The sequence below is a fragment of the Amycolatopsis sp. NBC_01488 genome, assembly GCF_036227105.1.
Taxonomy (GTDB): domain Bacteria; phylum Actinomycetota; class Actinomycetes; order Mycobacteriales; family Pseudonocardiaceae; genus Amycolatopsis.
In genome coordinates, this window is the sequence record NZ_CP109434.1 from 3,920,305 (window position 1) to 3,936,591 (window position 16,287).

A 16,287-nucleotide genomic window follows, 5' to 3' on the forward strand; every position below is an offset into this window, starting at 1 on the left:
GACACCGGATCGGGCAACCACACCCCGGACTGGCGGGTCTACCGCGGAACGGGGATTCCCGACGACGCCCCGGACGCTCTGCCGAGCCCGCCGCCCTGGCGGCAGTTCAACGGCGAAGGCACGGCCCGGTACCCGAAGGACGACGACGGCGAAGGGAGCCGCAGGATCGGTCGGCTGCGCTCGCAGCCGCGGGTTCCCGGCCCGCGCGAAGTGGCCATGGTCAACGCGGCCATCTACCTGCGCCGTCCGCTGCTGGTGACCGGTCGCCCGGGCACGGGAAAATCGAGCCTGGCCTATCTGGTGGCGACCGAGCTCGGTCTCGGCCCGGTGCTGAAATGGCCGGTTTCCAGCCGGACGACCCTCAAGGACGGGCTTTATCTCTACGACGCCATCGGCCGCGTGCAAGCGGCGCGCGCGAACGGCGAAGAACAGCCCGACATCGGCGACTACATCCGGCTCGGCCCGCTCGGAACCGCATTGCTGCCATTCGAAAAACCGCGCGTGCTGCTCATCGACGAGCTCGACAAGAGCGACATCGACCTGCCGAACGACCTGCTCAACGTCTTCGAGGACGGCGATTACGAAATCGACGAGCTCGTCCGGATCGCCCAGCAACGGCCGGAAGTGCCGGTGCTCACGAACGACCGCGGCGGGTCGGCCGTCGTCAAGGACGGCCGGGTCCGGCCGCGGGCTTTCCCGATCGTCATCATCACGAGCAATGGTGAACGAGAATTCCCGCCCGCATTCCTGCGAAGGTGCTTGCTGCTGGAAATGCGACCGCCGACTTCCGAACAGCTCGGGCAGATGGTGGCGGCGCAGTTCGGGGAAACCGACCAGGTGGACGTTCAGCGGCTCATCCGTCAGTTCCTCGAGACCAGCGGACGCGTCGGCGGCCTGGCCGCCGACCAGTTGCTCAACGCCGTGCACCTCGCCGCGGAACTCGCGACGTCCGGCGCTTACCAGACTGACGCCGAGTGGAAGGAACTCCGCGAGGCGATCTGGCACCCGCTGTCGTCCCTGGAGGCGGAATGACCGCCGACGAGACGCCGCCCCCGGACACCCCGCCGCCGTCCCTGAAACGCGGGGAGCTGACCTGGCGGGAAGTCCGCGACGCCGTCTGGCTGGCCAGGCGGTTCGGTGCGGAGTGGTTGCCGGGAGAGCCCGGTCGGCCGGTCGAGCCGGAACCGGTACGCCCGGCGGAAACCGCGGAACGGACGTCGCCTGAGCCGGAAGATCCTCTTCCGCCGGCCGAGGAACCGGAGGGGGTCCCGTCGCGGCGGGAACGGAAACCGGCGGGCCTCGACCAGCCGGCTCCGTGGGCCCAGGAGATCTTCGAACCCGGTGAGCGCGGGTTCCTCCGCGCCACCGGCGTCATCGCCGACGACGGCCAGGAAACCGCGCCGCTGCTCACGTCGATCGGTCCGGCACTGGACACCCGGGGCGTCTCCCGGGCTCTGCGTCCGCTCATGCGTGCTTCGCCATCGCCGTGGGCCACGGTCCTGGACGAGGAGGCCACGGCGACCCGGGCCGCCGACGACGGGATGTGGCTGCCGGTGTGGCAGCCCGGCCTGTGGCACAAGTTCGAGCTGTCGCTCGTGGTGGACACCGCTCCCTCGATGGAGATCTGGCAGAACACGGTCCGGGAGTTCCGGAACCTGGCCCGCCGTCAGGGAGCGTTCCGCGACGTGCGGGTGCACCTGATGGACAGCTCCGAACCGTCGCCCGGCGATCCGGTGCTGCGTGCGGAAGGGCCCGGCGGAGCGCGCTACCGCGCCCGGGACCTCGCCGACCCCACCGGACGCCGGCTCATCCTGGTGGTGACGGACGCGATCGGCTCCACCTGGCACGACGGCGTGGCGCACGAGATGCTGGCCCGGTGGTCCGAGCAGATGCCGGTGGCCGTCGCACACGTGCTGCCCCAACGGCTTTGGACGTGGGGCGGCCTTTCGCCGAGCCGGCTCCGCCTGTCCGCGGCGGCTCCCGGGGTGCCCAACCGGCGGCTGCGGGTGCGGCCCCGCGAACCGGTGCCCGGCGACGCGCCGGCGGCGGCCAAGGGCGCGGTCGCCGTGCCGGTGCTCAACCTGTCCGAGGCGTGGCTGGGCGATTGGGCGAAGCTGGTCTCGACGGCGACCACGATCGAAACGACGGCCGTCCTCGCACACCGCGACCACCGCAAGCGGCTGGCCGCCGGTCCGCCCGCCGAGCCACCGGAAGAGCTGACGCCGCGCACTCGCGTCCTCCGTTTCCGGACCTACGCTTCCGCGCAGGCTTTCCAGCTCGCCGGCCTCCTGGCCGCGGCGCCGTTGAACCTGCCGTTGATGCGGCTGGTCCAACGCGTACTGCTGCCGAGTTCGGGGTTGCCGGCCCTGGCCGAAGTGCTTCTCGGGGATTTGATCCAGCGGATCTCCCGCTCCGCCACGCCGTCGGATCCGTCGGAAGTGACGTTCGAATTCCGCGACGGAGTGCGCGCGGAGCTTCTATCGGGTGAAAGGCGCGATACGACCGTCCGGGTAGCCCGCGTGCTGGGGCAGTACGCAGGGGCGCGGATCGCGGCACTGCGCAACTACCGCGACGCCGTGGACGACCCCGACAAGACGTCACGACTCGAAGCGTCCCCGGAGAATGTCCCGTACCTGCGCGTTCAAGAAGCGGTCTTCCGCGCTTTGTCCGGAAGGTACGCCCGCCGTGCGAAGAAACTGAGCGAGGAGCTGCTACCTCGGACCGGTGAGCTGGTGGGCGGCCCGGCGCCCGGATCCCCTACTGTGGGGCGTAACACCGATTCTGTATCAATTCAGAAGGATCTGATCTTGACCACGACCGACACCCTGGAGTCCGCGGGTGCCACCACCCCTTCCGGAGGAGACGACGCCGTGACCACTCCCGCATCGACCGTCTCGGGCGCAGGTTCGCGGGCAACCCGGACAGGCCCGCACATCTGGGGGACCGTCCCGCTGCGCAACCCCGACTTCGTCGGCCGAGCCGAGTTGCTGGACCAGCTCAGGGAGCGGCTCTTCCAAGCCGGCGGGGCGACCGCGGTTCTCCCCGAGGCACTGCACGGCATGGGTGGTGTGGGCAAGTCCCAGACGGTGGTCGAATACATTTATCGACATGCCAATGAATATGACGTGATTTGGTGGATACCCGCCGAGCAGCCGTCGCAGATCTCAAGGAGTCTCGTCGAGCTCGCCAAACGCCTCGGCTTGCAAGTACCGGGTACGGCGGACGCGGCGGTGCCGGGCGTGCTGGAAGCACTGCGGCGAGGCGAACCGTATTCACGCTGGTTGCTGGTGTTCGACAATGCAGATCGGCCCGACGTGGTCAGTCCGTTCTTCCCGGCGATTTCTGGTGACACCGGGCACATTGTCGTCACTTCTCGCAACTCGCAATGGTCAGGCGTGGCTCGCACCGTCGAGGTCGACCTCTTCACCCGGAAAGAAAGCAAGGAGCTGCTCCGAAAAGCCGGCGGAGAGATCACGGACGCGGACGCCGACGTGCTCGCGGAAGCGCTGGGCGACCTGCCCCTGGCCGTCGAGCAAGCGGCGGCGTGGCGGGCGCAGACCGGCATGCCGGTCGGGGAATACCTGCAGCTGCTGGACCAGAACCTCGCCGAGCTGACGACGGAGTTCGAGACCGGTGACTACCAGCGTTCCGTCGCCGCGGCCTGGAACGTCCCGCTGGCGAAGCTCCGAGCGTCGCACCCGGCCGCTTTGCAGCTACTCCAGGTGTGCGCCTTCTTCGGCCCGGAACCGATTTCCCGTAACCTCTTCACCGCGGTGCGGAACGCGCCGGTACCCGACGCGCTTGGTGACGCCCTCAGTCAGCCGATCAAGCTCAACCTGGCGATCCGAGAGATCAGCCGCTACAGCCTGGCGCGACTGGATCATCGCAACAACACCCTCCAGCTGCACCGGTTGGTGCAGACGGTGCTGAAGAATCAGCTGTCTGAAGCCGACCGGGACGAGATGCGGCACGCGGTGCACGTGTTGCTGGTGCATGGCGACCCCAACGATCCGGAGAACTCGGCCAATTGGAAAACCTATTCCGAGCTCCTTCCGCATGCAATGGTGTCGCGGATGATGGAGTGCCGGTCCGACGCCTGGGTGCGCCGGATGATGGTCAACCTGGTTCGCTACCTCGTCAGTTACGGAGACTACGAAGGTGCGCGCGAGACATCTCGTGAGGCGCTCGAGAAGTGGCGGGAAATGTTCGGCGAGAGCGACCCCGACACGCTGTCGATGGCCCGGCTCCAAGGGGTCTCGCTGTGGCGGCTCGGCCGCATGGAAGAGGCTCGAAACCTCAACAGCCGCACTTATGAACTGGTGAAGGAGACGATGGGGGAGGAGAACGAGCTCTTTCTCAGTGTCGCCAACACGGTGCGGCAGGACATGCGGTCGCTGGGGCGCTTCGACCGAGAGCTGGGAATGGGCGAGGAGATCTTCGAACAGTCCAGGCGCGTTCTCGGCGAAGACGACCCGGGAACACTGGCCGCGGGCAACAACCTCGCCGGCACACTTCGCCTCATGGGAAAGTTCTTCGAAGCGCGCGATCTCGACGAATACGTCTGGCGGCGCAAGAAGATCGTGCTCGGGGAGGAGCACGTCGACACGTTCTTGACGCTGAACGCGTTCGCCATGGACCTACGGGAATGCGGCAGGTACGTCGAGGCGTGCGAACTCCAGGAACAAACGCTGAACCGGCAGCGGGAGGTCGTCGGCGTCGACCACCCGCGGACGATCGGTGCGATGCGCAATCTCGCCGTTGCCCGGCGCAAGGCGGGTGATCACGATGGCGCTTATGAGTTGTCGAAGGAGTGCGTGCAGCGCTATCGACGCCGGCTCGGTGATCGGCATCTCGACACCATCACATCCGAGATGTGCATGGCCGCCGACCTGCGGCACCGGGGTGACTTGGCGGGGGCGCTGGACCTCGGTGAGTCGAGCCATCAGCTGTTCATCGAAACCTATGGTTCGGAACACCCCTTCACCCTGGTTGCGGCCATAAATCTCGGCGTCACCCTTCGGTTGATCGGCAGTCTCGAACGCGCCCACCGGCTCGATGAACAGACGGCCACGTCGTTGCGGCAGGTCTTCGGGGACGACCACCCCTCGACGTTGGTCTGCGTCACCAATTTGGCGAGTGACCTGGCGGCGCTGGGCCGGATCCAGGAAGCGCACGACCTCGACGTCGCCAACCTGGAGCGATCGGCCCGCGTACTCGGTCCGGACCACCCCGCAACATTGGCGATTGCGGTCAACCTGTCGATCGACCTGCGCGCCATGGGCCGCGACGACGAAGCCACCATCCTGCACGGGAACACTCTCGAACGGCTCCGGACCGCGCTCGGCGAGGGGCACCCGGCCGTCGCCGCCGCGGTCAAGTCCGAGCGGGCCAACTGCGACACCGATACCATGCAACTCTGAACCGGGCGTGGCCACACCCGCCGGTCAACCGGCGGGTGCGGCCGTGATCAGCCACTCAACCAGCTCGACTGGCAGGTCACCCGGGTCTTCGCGGCTGAGCAGCCGATCCCGGATCCCGAGTACCAGGTGGGGTGCGGTGAGCAACGCGGTCCGCTGGCCGGCCGCTGCCATGGTGAGACCAAGGCCGAGCCACGCTTGGTCGTCTTGGGGAGTCGTCCGGATCGTCGCCGCGTAAGTACTTCGCGCTGTGCTGAGATCGCCGTTCACGTAGGCCAGATCCGCCGCCGAAAGGTTTCGGCGACGCGCGGTTTGCCCAAGGAAGTGCAGCCTGAGCAGGTCCATGCGCGGTGACCGGGGCACGGACCGGTGCCACGGCGTCACTTCGCCGGGGCCGACCGGTGGCCGTGGTGGCTCGGTGCGTGCTGCCCAGGCGTCGGTAGCCTCGATTACCCAGCTTTCGTCGGGGCGGAGATGGCGAAGGCGCCAGGTGGCCTGCTCCTCGTTTGCCACGCGAGTCACTGTTTCATCGAGTTCGCTCGGGACGGCGGCAGGGTCGACCGAGTCCAGCCGGTCGGACAGGGACGCCACGAACTGCCGACCGAGCTCAGTCAGGGCATCGGAAGCCAACAGCACATCGATCGTCTGTCGCACCTGGTGCCTTCGGTAGGCGTAGCTGAACCAGGCATGCCGTCCGGCGGTTTCGTCTTGCCTGAGCTGCACTCGCCAGAACTCCACGGCGGTCAGGAACGCGAAGATCCCGTGCAGAAGTCCGCTCGCGGGGCGGGGATCGTCACGCCACGGCGCGTACAGGAGCTTGCCGAAATCCGGGTCGACCAGGTCGACGAGTTCCAGGAGCGCGTTCATCTTGGAATGCTGGAGTTCGTGGACGAGCGTTTCGGCCAAATCGACAGCGGAATACTTCGCTGTCATGGCGATCGCGCCGAAGGCGTTTGAGGAAGAGGCGCCGGTGAAGAAGTTTTCGCTTTCAAGCGGAACGAGAGTGGACATTCCGTGGGCCAACTCATCCGCGAATCCAGCGTAGTGCGAGGTGAGGATCTGCCACGCCTCACCGAGAAGCTTGGTCCATTCGGAGTATTCCGGCGGGTCCAGTGGGTCGGGCGGGACCGGCGCCGAAAAGACCCGGTACGGGCCGCGGTCGTCGATCTCCACGGAAAGTCGGGCTCCGTGCGATTCGACCGTGTGGCGACGAGCCGGGAAGAAACCGGGACCGGGCAGCGGGGGGTCGAATTCGACGGAGACGCCGGTGAGTGTGCGCAGGGAGCCCGAGCCGTCCGCGGCTGTCTCGAGAATCGCCTTACCAGCCGGGAACGCCAACGGAAGCTCGAGCTGACCGACTGTCGGCAGCGTAACGACACCGTGCACGACCGGGACATCGATGGTGCAGGGGATGCCGCATCGCAGTGCCGCGGCACCGGCGAGTGACGCGAGGTAGTCCAGATCTGTCCGGAGCGGTGTGCTGTCGAGGGGCGCTCCGGAAAGCTTCCGAAGCGATCGGGTGAGCCAGACGCCGACAGACGGGTGCAGCAACAGCTCGTCGACGATTTCGGAATTGCGGCGTTCCGCAGCGACGAGGATGGGCCACGCATATGTCGATACGGCGCGCTTTTCCGTGGCTTCGAGCAGCTCGATCAGCGCCCTCAGCTGGAGTTTTCGCCGGCTGAGCTGACTGGCTCGCAGCTGGTTAATGACGAGCTTTCCCGCCGGTCCGGCGGAAAGCTGGGTGAACGACGACCGCGGCAGCTGGTGCCGTGGCAGCTCGACCGGCATCCGGTTTGTCTCCTTTTCGCCGGTTCACCTGAAGTGAATCGCGGAGCTCCCAGGTGCGGATCAGAGCTTGATCTGTCCTTGCTCCTGAATCTCGTCGACGTCGACGTGTTTCGCGTTCTCGAAGACCTTCCTGATCGCCGAGTCGAGCGACGGCGTGCGGATGGTGCGCAGTTCCACGAGGGAAACCCTGGTGAGATCGAGCAATTCCGTGCGTACGTCCGAATCGGTTGACCCCACGCCGACCAGCCTCCCTATCGCGACCGCGTTGTCCCATTATGCCTGACGGACGGGTCGGCGGAAACCGTCCGACAGTCGGATCCGCGCAAGCCGTGTCTGGGTTCCCGCCCGAACCGGCACACGGTGGGGGTCCGGGGGCTCGCCCCCGGCGGGGGCCTGGGGGCTCGGCCCCCAGAAAACACAAAACCCGAGACAAGGTCCGCGAGTTCCGCGGACACAGCTCGGGCATCTCGGGTGCCCTCGGCAGGATTCGAACCTGCGACACCTGCCTCCGGAGGGCAGTGCTCTATCCCCTGAGCTACGAGGGCCCATCGCTGGGCGACTCCGAAAGCTTAGCGTATCCCGCCGACCCCTTGCGCGCAGGTGGGCTCATGGGCGAAGTGGCTGGTCAGCGTCGCAAAGTTGATCCACTGACCCGGACGTCGCTAGCGTGGGAAGCCCACCTGAAGGAGACGAGATGGTCAAGCCGTTCCAGGTGTCTCTCGATGAAGCCGATGTCGCCGACCTGCGGGAGCGGCTGCGGCGGACTCGGTGGCCCGAGGCCGAGACCGTCGGGGACTGGTCGCAGGGTGTTCCGCTGTCCTATGTCCGGGAGCTCTGCCGGGACTGGGGTGAGGAGTACGACTTCGGGTTCGCCTCGCGGCTCAACGCCTTTCCGCAGTTCCGGGCCGACGTCGATGGCGTCGGCCTGCACTTCGTGCACCTGCGGTCGCCTGAGCCCGATGCCTTGCCGCTCGTGCTGACCCATGGGTGGCCCGGGTCCGTCGTCGAGTTCCTCGATGTCTTCGGGCCGCTCAGCGATCCCGCGAAGTACGGCGGCGATCCCGGGGACGCCTTCCACGTCGTCGCGCCGTCGCTGCCCGGGTTCGGGTGGAGTGACAAGCCCGCGCTGAAGATCCCGCGGGTCGCGGAACTCTTCGACCGGCTCATGCGCGAACTCGGCTACGACCGCTACGGCGCCCAGGGCGGCGACTGGGGTGCCGCCATCAGCAACGCTCTCGCGCAGTCGGGGCGGGTCGCCGGGGTGCACGTCAACTTCGCGCTCGTGCAGATGACCCAGGACGATCCGACGCCGCAGGAGCGCCGGGCGCTCGCCGACCTGCAGGAGTTCCGGCGGACCGGCAGCGGGTACTCCGGCCAGCAGGGCACCCGGCCGCAGACGCTCGGCTACGGCCTGACCGATTCGCCCGCCGGCCAGGCCGCCTGGATCGCCGAGAAGTTCTGGGCCTGGACCGACAACAAGGGGCACCCGGAGGACGCCGTCGACCGGCAGAAGATGCTCGACGACATCTCCGTCTACTGGTTCACCGCGACGGCGGCGTCGTCGGCGCGGATGTACTGGGAGAACAACGAACGGGACCTGTCCACAGTGGACGTTCCGGCCGGGGTTTCGGTGTTCCCCAAGGAGATCGTGCGGCCGTCGCGGCGGCAGGCCGAGCAGCGCTACACCGACCTGCGGTGGTTCGAAGAGCTGCCCGTCGGTGGGCACTTCGCCGCGCTGGAGCAGCCCGAACTGTTCGTCGAGCAGGTCCGGGGCTTCTTCCGGCTGGTGCGCTAGGCGAGCCAGCCGGTCGTCAGGCGCTGGACGGCCGAGCCGTCGCGGTCGGCGAACTTGAGGCCGGTGAACTCCTCGGCCTGCTTCGACGTCTGGATGCGGAACGCCGGTGCGTCGGCCGTCATCGCGTCCAGGATCACCTCGGCGACCTCGTCGGCCGGCTGGGCACCGTCGAACGACCGCGTCACGTTGGCGATGTACTTCTGCAGGGACTCGGCGTACGGGCCGGCCTCGGCGAAGAGCCGCTCGTCGACGCCGATGTTGTTGACGAACTCCGTCGCGACCGCGCCCGGCTCGACGACGCACACCGTGACGCCCTGGGCCGCCGCGACCGGCGCGAGCGACTCCATCAAGCCTTCGACGGCGAACTTCGCCGCGCAGTACGCCTCGTTGAACGGCTGGCCGACCGCGCCGCCGATGCTGGTCACCGTGATCACGCGGCCGCCGCTCGCGCGCAACGCCGGCATCGCGGCCTTCGTCGCTTCGACGACGCCGAAGAAGTTGACCTCCATGGTCTCGCGCACCGCCGAGACCGGCTCCTGCTCGATCGTGCCGACGTGCCCCGCGCCGGCGTTGTTCACCAGCACGTCGAGCCGGCCGTAGTCGGCGAGGACGCCGTCGAACGCCGCGCGGACGGATGCCGCGTCGGTGACGTCGAGCGCGCGGATGTCCAGCTCGGCGTCGCCGGCCGCTTCCCGCAGCCGATCGGCGCGGGCGGGGTCGCGCAGGGTGGCGACCGTCCGGAAGCCCGCCCGGGCCGCCCGGACCGCTGTGGCGAGGCCGATCCCGGTGGACGTGCCGGTGATCAGGGCGACGCGGTCGTTGCTCATCTCGAACCTCGATGTGCTTCAGGAGGATGATGGTTAATGTAGTGAACTAAAACGACTATAGGCATGGATGGTTCACGTAGTCAACTATCGGCCTACACTCGCCTGATGAGCGCTGACCCGATCACCGACGACGTCGTGGCCCTGCTCGCGCGGATCGTCGACCGGTTCGTCGGCTCCTACGAATCCGCGGCGGCCGCGCAGGGACTGACGACGGTGCAGGCCAAGGTGCTCGGCGCGCTCGGGGAGCCGCTGCCGATGCACCGGATCGCCGAGAAGCTGAACTCCGAGCGTTCCAACGTGACGGGGATCATCGACCGGCTCGAGGCGCGGGGCCTGGTCGAGCGCCGTCCCGACGACCGCGACCGGCGGATCAAGAACATCGTGGCGACGCCCGCGGGAGCCGTCCTGGCGCGCAACTTCCGGCGTTCGCTGGGCTTCGCGGCCGAACCGCTGGCCGCGCTCGACCCCGAGGACCGTGTCCGATTGCGCGACCTGCTGCGGCGGATGGTCGACGTCGAAGCGTGACGAGTCCGCCCGGCGGGAACCCCGCCTGGTGGATTGGTCGCCGCGGGCCTGCGGGGTAGCTTTCGGATGGGTGAACTTAGGCTGCCCTCCGTTGCATATATGCGCATTCGACTATATGTTTGCCCCGACGAGGAACCGGGAACGGAGGCGGAATGGGACACGGCCACGGCCACGGGCAGTCGGTCGCGCCGGCGAGCGCGTCGGGCCGGTACGTGCGGAGCCTGACCATCGCCCTGTGCGTCGGCGCCGGCTTCATGGTGCTCGAGTTCGTCGTCGGCTTCACCACCGGCTCGCTGGCCCTGATCTCCGACGCGGCGCACATGTTCACCGACGTCCTCGGGGTCGGCATGGCGCTCACGGCGATCATCCTGGCGCGCCGCACCGGCCCCACGGTCAGCCGCACGTTCGGGCTGTACCGCGCGGAGGTGCTGGCCGCGCTGGCCAACGCCGTCCTGCTCTTCGGCGTCGCGGGCTACGTCCTCGTCGAGGCGATCGGCCGGATCGGCGACCCGCCCGCGGTGCCCGGCCTGCCGGTGCTGCTGGCCGCGACGGCCGGTCTCGCGGCCAACCTCGTGTCGTTCGCCGTGCTGCGTTCGGGTGCGAAGGAAAGCCTCAACGTCCGCGGCGCGTACCTCGAGGTGCTGGCTGACCTGATCGGCTCGGTCGGCGTGCTGGTCAGCGGCGCGCTGACGCTGCTGACGGGCTGGCGCTACGCCGACCCGATCATCGGCGTCGCGATCGGGCTGTTCGTGCTGCCGCGCACGTGGACGCTGGCCCGCCGCGCGTTGCGCATCCTCTTCCAGCACGCGCCCCAGGGCGTCGACGTCGGCGCGATCAACGCCGAGCTGGCCGCGCTGCCGGGCGTCGCGGACGTGCACGACCTGCACGTCTGGACGCTGACGTCGGGCATGGAGGTGGCGTCGGCGCACCTGACGCTCGCACCGCCCGCGCAGCAATCGGACGTGCTGACCGAGGCGCAGAACCTGCTGGCTTCGCGCTATGCGATCGAGCACGCGACACTGCAGGTCGAGGGGCCGCAGTGCGCGCGGCGGTGCCAGGAACTCTCCTGGTAGCCGGCCGAAGAGCGGCAGGAAAAAGGGTGGCCAGGAAAAGGGTGGCTAGGAGAAGGGCAGCGGCTGGGCGCCCCGGCCGGAGAGCATCAGCTTCATCTGGTCCACTTCCGCGCCCTGCGACGTGAGGATGCTGTTCACCAGGGCCTTCAACGCCGGCAGGGACGAATGCGCCGCCGCGTACTGGGCCATCGCCGCGCCGCCCTGGTGGTGGCGGAGCATCAGCTGCAGGAAGTAGACGTCGAACGCGCGGCCGGACAACGAGCGCAGCTTGGTCAGCTCGGTGTCGGTCGCCATGCCCGGCATCAGCGCGCCGCCGGCCGGGTTGACCGACGACGGCGCCATCGACATGCCGTCGTGCCCCGACATCGGTTCCGTCATCCACTGCATCGGCGCGCCGATCGCCTGCTCGGGCTGGTCCCAGAGCATGAGCCAGCCCTTCATCCGGCCGACCTGCTCGAGCTGCGTGCGTTCGATGTCGAACGCGAGCTGCTTGATCTCCGGGTCGGTCGTGCGGTCGCGGGCGATGCCCGCCATCGTGACCGCCTGCAGGTGGTGCGTCGACATGTCCTGGGCGAAGCCGACCTCGACCGAGCCGGCGGCCGGCGTGGCGGCCGCCGGCTCGTCGACCGCTCGGGTCACGAACATGCCCGCGACCCCGCCGATCAGCAGGACCGCGAGCAGCGTGCCGCCGATGATCACCCAGCGCGACCAGGTCGGCTGCTCGGTGACCTCGTCGGGTTCGAGGTCGGCTTCGGTGCTCACTTGGTCGTCGTCGGCGAGGCGGGAGCGGACGGGACCGGGGCGGACGGCTGGTTCATGCCGCCCTGCTCGGGCTGCGCGGCCGTGCTGCCCTTGTAGTTCATGGGCTTCGCGTCGGGGCCCGGCTTCGACGGGTCGAACGGCGGCGGGTTGTCCGGGTCGAACTGGCCCGGGACCGCGTCGCAGGACGCGCCGACCTCGGGGTAGACGCCGTTGGGGTTGCTCCGCAGGGCCGCGATGAACTCGTCGATCCGCGCGTCGTTGGCGTCGTCCAGCTTCAGCTGGTGGCCCCACGACTGCAGCGAGATCGGCTTGTCGAGGCCGGGGTAGGGCGACAGCATCGTGAACGGCTTGTCCTTGACGCGGACGCTCAGCAGGTTCAGCGCGTCGCCGCTGATTTGCTGCGGGTTGTAGGCGATCCAGACCGAGCCGTGCTCCAGCGCGTGCACCATGTTCTCGGTGCGGACCGCGGTCGGGTACACGATGCCGGTGCAGGTGGCCCACGTCTGGTCGTGCGGGCCGCCGAACGGCGGGGAGTGGTCGTAGGCGACGCGCTCGGTCGGGAGGACGTGCACGCTGCCGGTGTAGGTGGCCGTCACCACGCCCGGGATGCGCTTCGAGGGATCCGGGTCCTGCGCGCTCGGCGCGAACGCAGCGGCGGCGGCCTCGCGGTCGGCCTGCTCGCGCTTCGGCGCGGACTTCACCATGTAGTACGTGATCACGGCACCGAGCAGGGCGACGATCGCCACGACGGCGATGATCGTGCCCCAGGGCGTGCCCTTCTTGCTCACGACGGAACCGCGGGCCGCCTTCACCGCCGACCCCTTTTTCCGAGTTGTCCCGTTCGCCATGGCTCCCGCGTTCTCCCTCTGTGGCTGCGGACGGATTCCCGCCCGGGCCAGTGTAGAGACCGGCCGTCTGATCACCGTTAACGCCTCACGCACCCACGGGCCGTGATGTGGCCGAGACCGATGCGAGCGTCCCACCAGGGCACACCTAGAATTCGCGGAGTGACTCCCGCCGCTCTCGCCGACCTGGTCCGCAGCTCCGCCGTGCAGGTGCTCGCCGCACGCGGCATCGACGACGCCGTCCTGCCGGAGCAGGTGACCATCGAACGCCCGCGCAACCCCGACCACGGCGACTACGCGACGAACCTGGCCCTCCAGGTGGCCAAGAAGGCCGGCCTGAAGCCCCGCGAATTCGCCGAGGCGCTCGCCGAAGCCGTCTCGGCGGACGACGGCGTCTCCTCGGCCGAGGTCGCGGGTCCCGGTTTCCTCAACTTCCGGCTCGCGGCGGCCGCGCAGGGCGACATCGTGCGCCAGGTGCTCGACGCCGGCGCCGCGTTCGGCCGCGGGGACGCGCTGGCCGGGACCAAGATCAACCTCGAGTTCGTCTCGGCGAACCCGACCGGCCCGATCCACCTCGGCGGCACCCGCTGGGCCGCGGTCGGCGACGCGCTCGGCCGGGTCCTGGCCGCGCAGGGCGGCGACGTCACCCGCGAGTACTACTTCAACGACGCCGGCGCCCAGATCGACCGGTTCGTCCGGTCCCTGATCGCCGCCGCGAAGGGCGAGCCCGCGCCGGAGGACGGCTACGCGGGCGGCTACATCAACGACATCGCCGCCGAGGTCATCAAGGCCGAGCCGAGCGCGCTGTCGCTGCCCGAGGCCGAGCGGCACGAGACGTTCCGCCGGATCGGCATCAACCTGATGTTCTCCGAGATCAGGCAGAGCCTGCACGAGTTCGGCACCGACTTCGACGTCTACTTCCACGAGAACTCGCTGCACGAGTCGGGCGCGGTCGAGGCCGCCGTCCAGCAGCTGAAGGACTCCGGGAACCTCTACTTCGACGACGGTGCCTGGTGGCTGAAGTCGTCGGAGTACGGCGACGACAAGGACCGCGTCGTCATCAAGCAGGACGGCAACCCGGCCTACATCGCCGGCGACCTGGCCTACTTCAAGGACAAGCGCAACCGCGGCTTCGACCTCTGCATCTACATGCTCGGCGCGGACCACCACGGCTACATCGCCCGGCTGAAGGCCGCGGCCGCCGCGTTCGGCGACGACCCGGCGACGGTCGAGGTGCTGATCGGCCAGATGGTCAACCTGGTCAGCGACGGCAAGCCGGTGCGGATGTCCAAGCGCGCGGGCACCGTGATCACCATGGAGGACCTCGTCGAGGCCGTCGGCGTCGACCCGGCCCGCTACGAGCTGATCCGCTACTCCGTGGACTCCACTTTGGACGTCGACCTGGACCTGCTGCGCAAGCACTCCAACGACAACCCGGTCTACTACGTCCAGTACGCCCACTCCCGGATCCGCTCGATCGAGCGCTCGGCCGACGACCTCGGCCTCGAGTCCACTTCGGACGTCGACTACGGACTCCTCACCTCCGCCGCCGAGGGCGACCTGATCCGCACCATCGGCGAGTTCCCGGAAACCGTGCGCCGCGCCGCCGACATGCGGGAGCCGCACCGGATCGCGCGCTACCTCGAAGAACTCGCGGGCGCCTTCCACAAGTCCTACAACTCGAGCCGGGTGCTGCCGCAGGGCGACGAAGAGGCGACTCCGCTGACGTACGCGCGGCTCGCGCTGTACGGGGCGGCGCGCCAGGTGCTCGCCAACGGCCTCGCGCTCCTCGGTGTCACCGCTCCGGAACGGATGTAAGAAATGGCTCACCCCGCGGGCCCCAGGCACGCCGACGTCTACCCCCACGCCGACACCTCCGGGCTCCAGCCGTCGGGAGTCGAGGAGCTCGACAAGCTCCCCGCGAAGGTGTGGCCCCGCAACACCTTCCGCGCCGGCGACGGCGTCGTGCGGATCGCCGGGGTCGACGTCCGCGAGCTCGCCGAGAAGCACGGCACGCCCCTGTTCGTGGTCGACGAGGCCGACTTCAAGTCCCGCTGCGCGGACTACGCCGAAGCGTTCGACGACCCGTCGCTGGTGCACTACGCGTCGAAGGCGTTCCTGTCCATCGAGGTCGCCCGCTGGGTGGCCGAGCAGGGGCTGAGCCTCGACGTCTGCAGCGGCGGCGAGCTCGCCGTGGCGCAGCGCGCGGACTTCCCGGCCGAGCGGATCACCTTCCACGGCAACAACAAGTCGCCCGCGGAGCTCGAGGCCGCCATCGTCGCCGGGGTGGGCACGATCGTGCTCGACTCGTACTTCGAGATCGCCCGGCTGGCCGACATCGCCGCTCGCCACGACGTCGTGCAGGCGGTGCTCATCCGGGTCACCGTCGGCGTCGAGGCGCACACCCACGAGTTCATCGCGACCGCCCACGAGGACCAGAAGTTCGGGTTCTCGCTGGCTTCCGGCGACGCCGCCGAGGCGGTGCGCCGGGTGCTCAACGCGCGGTCGCTCAAGCTCGTCGGCCTGCACAGCCACATCGGCTCGCAGATCTTCGACGCCGACGGCTTCGAGGTCGCCGCCCGCCGCGTCGTCGGACTGCTCGCCGACCTCGCCAAGGAGCACGGCCCCGAACTGCTCGACCAGCTGAGCCTGGTCGACCTCGGCGGCGGGTTCGGCATCGCCTACACCGAGAAGGACAACCCGCCGCCGCCGGCGCAGATGATCACGCAGATCCGCGAGATCGTCCGCAAGGAGTGCGCGTACGCGGGCCTGCCGGTGCCGCGCATCGCGGGCGAGCCCGGCCGCGCCATCGCCGGTCCCGGCACGGTCACGCTGTACGAGGTCGGCACCATCAAGGACGTCTCGCTCGGCGACGACCTCTCGCGCCGGTACGTCAGTGTCGACGGCGGCATGAGCGACAACATCCGGACCGCGCTCTACGACGCGGTGTACGACGTCCGGGTGGTTTCCCGCTCCGCGGGCGACAACGAGCAGCCGGTGCAGGCCGTGCTGTCCCGGGTCGTGGGAAAACACTGTGAGTCCGGCGACATCGTCGTACGAGACTGCTGGCTGCCCGACACGCTGGCTCCCGGCGACCTGCTGGCGGTCGCGGCGACCGGTGCCTACTGCTACTCGATGGCGAGCACGTACAACCGGCAGCCGCGCCCGGCCGTGGTCGCCGTGCGCAACGGCGGCTCCCGGCTGCTGCTGCGGCGCGAGACGACCGACGACATGCTGCGCCTGGAGGTCTGA

The 16,287-nt window shown here is 68.9% G+C and carries 11 protein-coding genes and 1 tRNA gene; 7 read left to right on the forward strand and 5 right to left on the reverse strand.

The annotated features are described in order from the left end of the window. The first annotated feature begins 216 nt into the window (after positions 1 to 216). Both OG738_RS18990 and fxsT read left to right on the forward strand, forming a co-directional pair. Complete coding sequence (locus OG738_RS18990; RefSeq protein ID WP_329055657.1) at positions 217 to 1,032, forward strand: AAA family ATPase; 816 nt, start codon at positions 217 to 219, stop codon at positions 1,030 to 1,032. Continuing rightward, a complete protein-coding gene (fxsT, locus tag OG738_RS18995; RefSeq protein ID WP_329055659.1) occupies positions 1,029 to 5,420 on the forward strand; it encodes an FxSxx-COOH system tetratricopeptide repeat protein in 4,392 nt (1,463 codons plus the stop codon). The genes OG738_RS18990 and fxsT overlap by 4 nt, the downstream gene beginning before the upstream one ends. 24 nt (positions 5,421 to 5,444) lie before the next feature. On the opposite strand, the gene OG738_RS19000 is transcribed toward fxsT, so the two are convergent. Together OG738_RS19000 and OG738_RS19005 are read right to left on the reverse strand one after the other, a co-directional pair. After that, positions 5,445 to 7,208 (reverse strand): HEXXH motif domain-containing protein, encoded by a 1,764-nt coding sequence (locus OG738_RS19000; protein ID WP_329055661.1) that lies wholly within the window; start codon positions 7,206 to 7,208, stop codon positions 5,445 to 5,447. Between the two features lie 472 nt (positions 7,209 to 7,680). After that, positions 7,681 to 7,753 (reverse strand) — tRNA-Arg (locus OG738_RS19005). Between the two features lie 149 nt (positions 7,754 to 7,902). On the opposite strand from OG738_RS19005, the gene OG738_RS19010 reads away from it, so the two are divergent. After that, the gene (locus OG738_RS19010; RefSeq protein ID WP_329055662.1) at positions 7,903 to 9,003 is read left to right on the forward strand and encodes an epoxide hydrolase family protein; all 1,101 of its coding nucleotides are present in this window, start codon (positions 7,903 to 7,905) and stop codon (positions 9,001 to 9,003) included. Here OG738_RS19010 and OG738_RS19015 read toward each other — a convergent pair. Beyond that, positions 9,000 to 9,830 (reverse strand): SDR family oxidoreductase, encoded by an 831-nt coding sequence (locus OG738_RS19015; protein WP_329055664.1) that lies wholly within the window; start codon positions 9,828 to 9,830, stop codon positions 9,000 to 9,002. The two genes, OG738_RS19010 and OG738_RS19015, sit on opposite strands and share 4 nt — an antisense overlap. Before the next feature lie 105 nt (positions 9,831 to 9,935). Here OG738_RS19015 and OG738_RS19020 point away from each other — a divergent pair, with 105 nt between their 5' ends. Continuing rightward, complete coding sequence (locus OG738_RS19020; protein WP_329055665.1) at positions 9,936 to 10,355, forward strand: MarR family winged helix-turn-helix transcriptional regulator; 420 nt, start codon at positions 9,936 to 9,938, stop codon at positions 10,353 to 10,355. Between the two features lie 152 nt (positions 10,356 to 10,507). Continuing rightward, positions 10,508 to 11,428, forward strand: a complete 921-nt coding sequence (locus OG738_RS19025; RefSeq protein WP_329055667.1) for a cation diffusion facilitator family transporter — start codon at positions 10,508 to 10,510, stop codon at positions 11,426 to 11,428. A gap of 45 nt (positions 11,429 to 11,473) precedes the next feature. Here the strand turns inward: OG738_RS19025 and OG738_RS19030 are convergent, their stop codons facing one another. Together OG738_RS19030 and OG738_RS19035 are read right to left on the reverse strand one after the other, a co-directional pair. Next, complete coding sequence (locus OG738_RS19030; RefSeq protein ID WP_329055668.1) at positions 11,474 to 12,190, reverse strand: DUF305 domain-containing protein; 717 nt, start codon at positions 12,188 to 12,190, stop codon at positions 11,474 to 11,476. Beyond that, positions 12,187 to 13,002 carry a DUF3105 domain-containing protein gene (locus tag OG738_RS19035; RefSeq protein WP_329055669.1) on the reverse strand — a complete coding sequence of 272 codons (816 nt, stop codon included), beginning with the start codon at positions 13,000 to 13,002 and terminating at the stop codon, positions 12,187 to 12,189. Before OG738_RS19035 ends, OG738_RS19030 begins: the two co-directional genes overlap by 4 nt. A 195-nt stretch (positions 13,003 to 13,197) precedes the next feature. On the opposite strand from OG738_RS19035, the gene argS reads away from it, so the two are divergent. Further along, positions 13,198 to 14,853, forward strand: coding sequence for an arginine--tRNA ligase (gene argS / locus OG738_RS19040; protein ID WP_329055670.1), 1,656 nt, complete (start codon positions 13,198 to 13,200; stop codon positions 14,851 to 14,853). Positions 14,854 to 14,856: 3 nt separating this feature from the next. Next, positions 14,857 to 16,287, forward strand: a complete 1,431-nt coding sequence (gene lysA / locus OG738_RS19045) for a diaminopimelate decarboxylase (RefSeq protein ID WP_329055671.1) — start codon at positions 14,857 to 14,859, stop codon at positions 16,285 to 16,287.

Bases quoted from the DNA above. Each gene is read 5' to 3' on its own strand.
- OG738_RS18990 (WP_329055657.1), top strand. From the start codon at position 217: ATGGTCAACGCGGCCATCTACCTGCGCCGTCCGCTGCTGGTGACCGGT.
- fxsT (WP_329055659.1), top strand. From the start codon at position 1,029: ATGACCGCCGACGAGACGCCGCCCCCGGACACCCCGCCGCCGTCCCTG.
- OG738_RS19000 (WP_329055661.1), bottom strand. From the start codon at position 7,208: ATGCCGGTCGAGCTGCCACGGCACCAGCTGCCGCGGTCGTCGTTCACC.
- OG738_RS19010 (WP_329055662.1), top strand. From the start codon at position 7,903: ATGGTCAAGCCGTTCCAGGTGTCTCTCGATGAAGCCGATGTCGCCGAC.
- OG738_RS19015 (WP_329055664.1), bottom strand. From the start codon at position 9,830: ATGAGCAACGACCGCGTCGCCCTGATCACCGGCACGTCCACCGGGATC.
- OG738_RS19020 (WP_329055665.1), top strand. From the start codon at position 9,936: ATGAGCGCTGACCCGATCACCGACGACGTCGTGGCCCTGCTCGCGCGG.
- OG738_RS19025 (WP_329055667.1), top strand. From the start codon at position 10,508: ATGGGACACGGCCACGGCCACGGGCAGTCGGTCGCGCCGGCGAGCGCG.
- lysA (WP_329055671.1), top strand. From the start codon at position 14,857: ATGGCTCACCCCGCGGGCCCCAGGCACGCCGACGTCTACCCCCACGCC.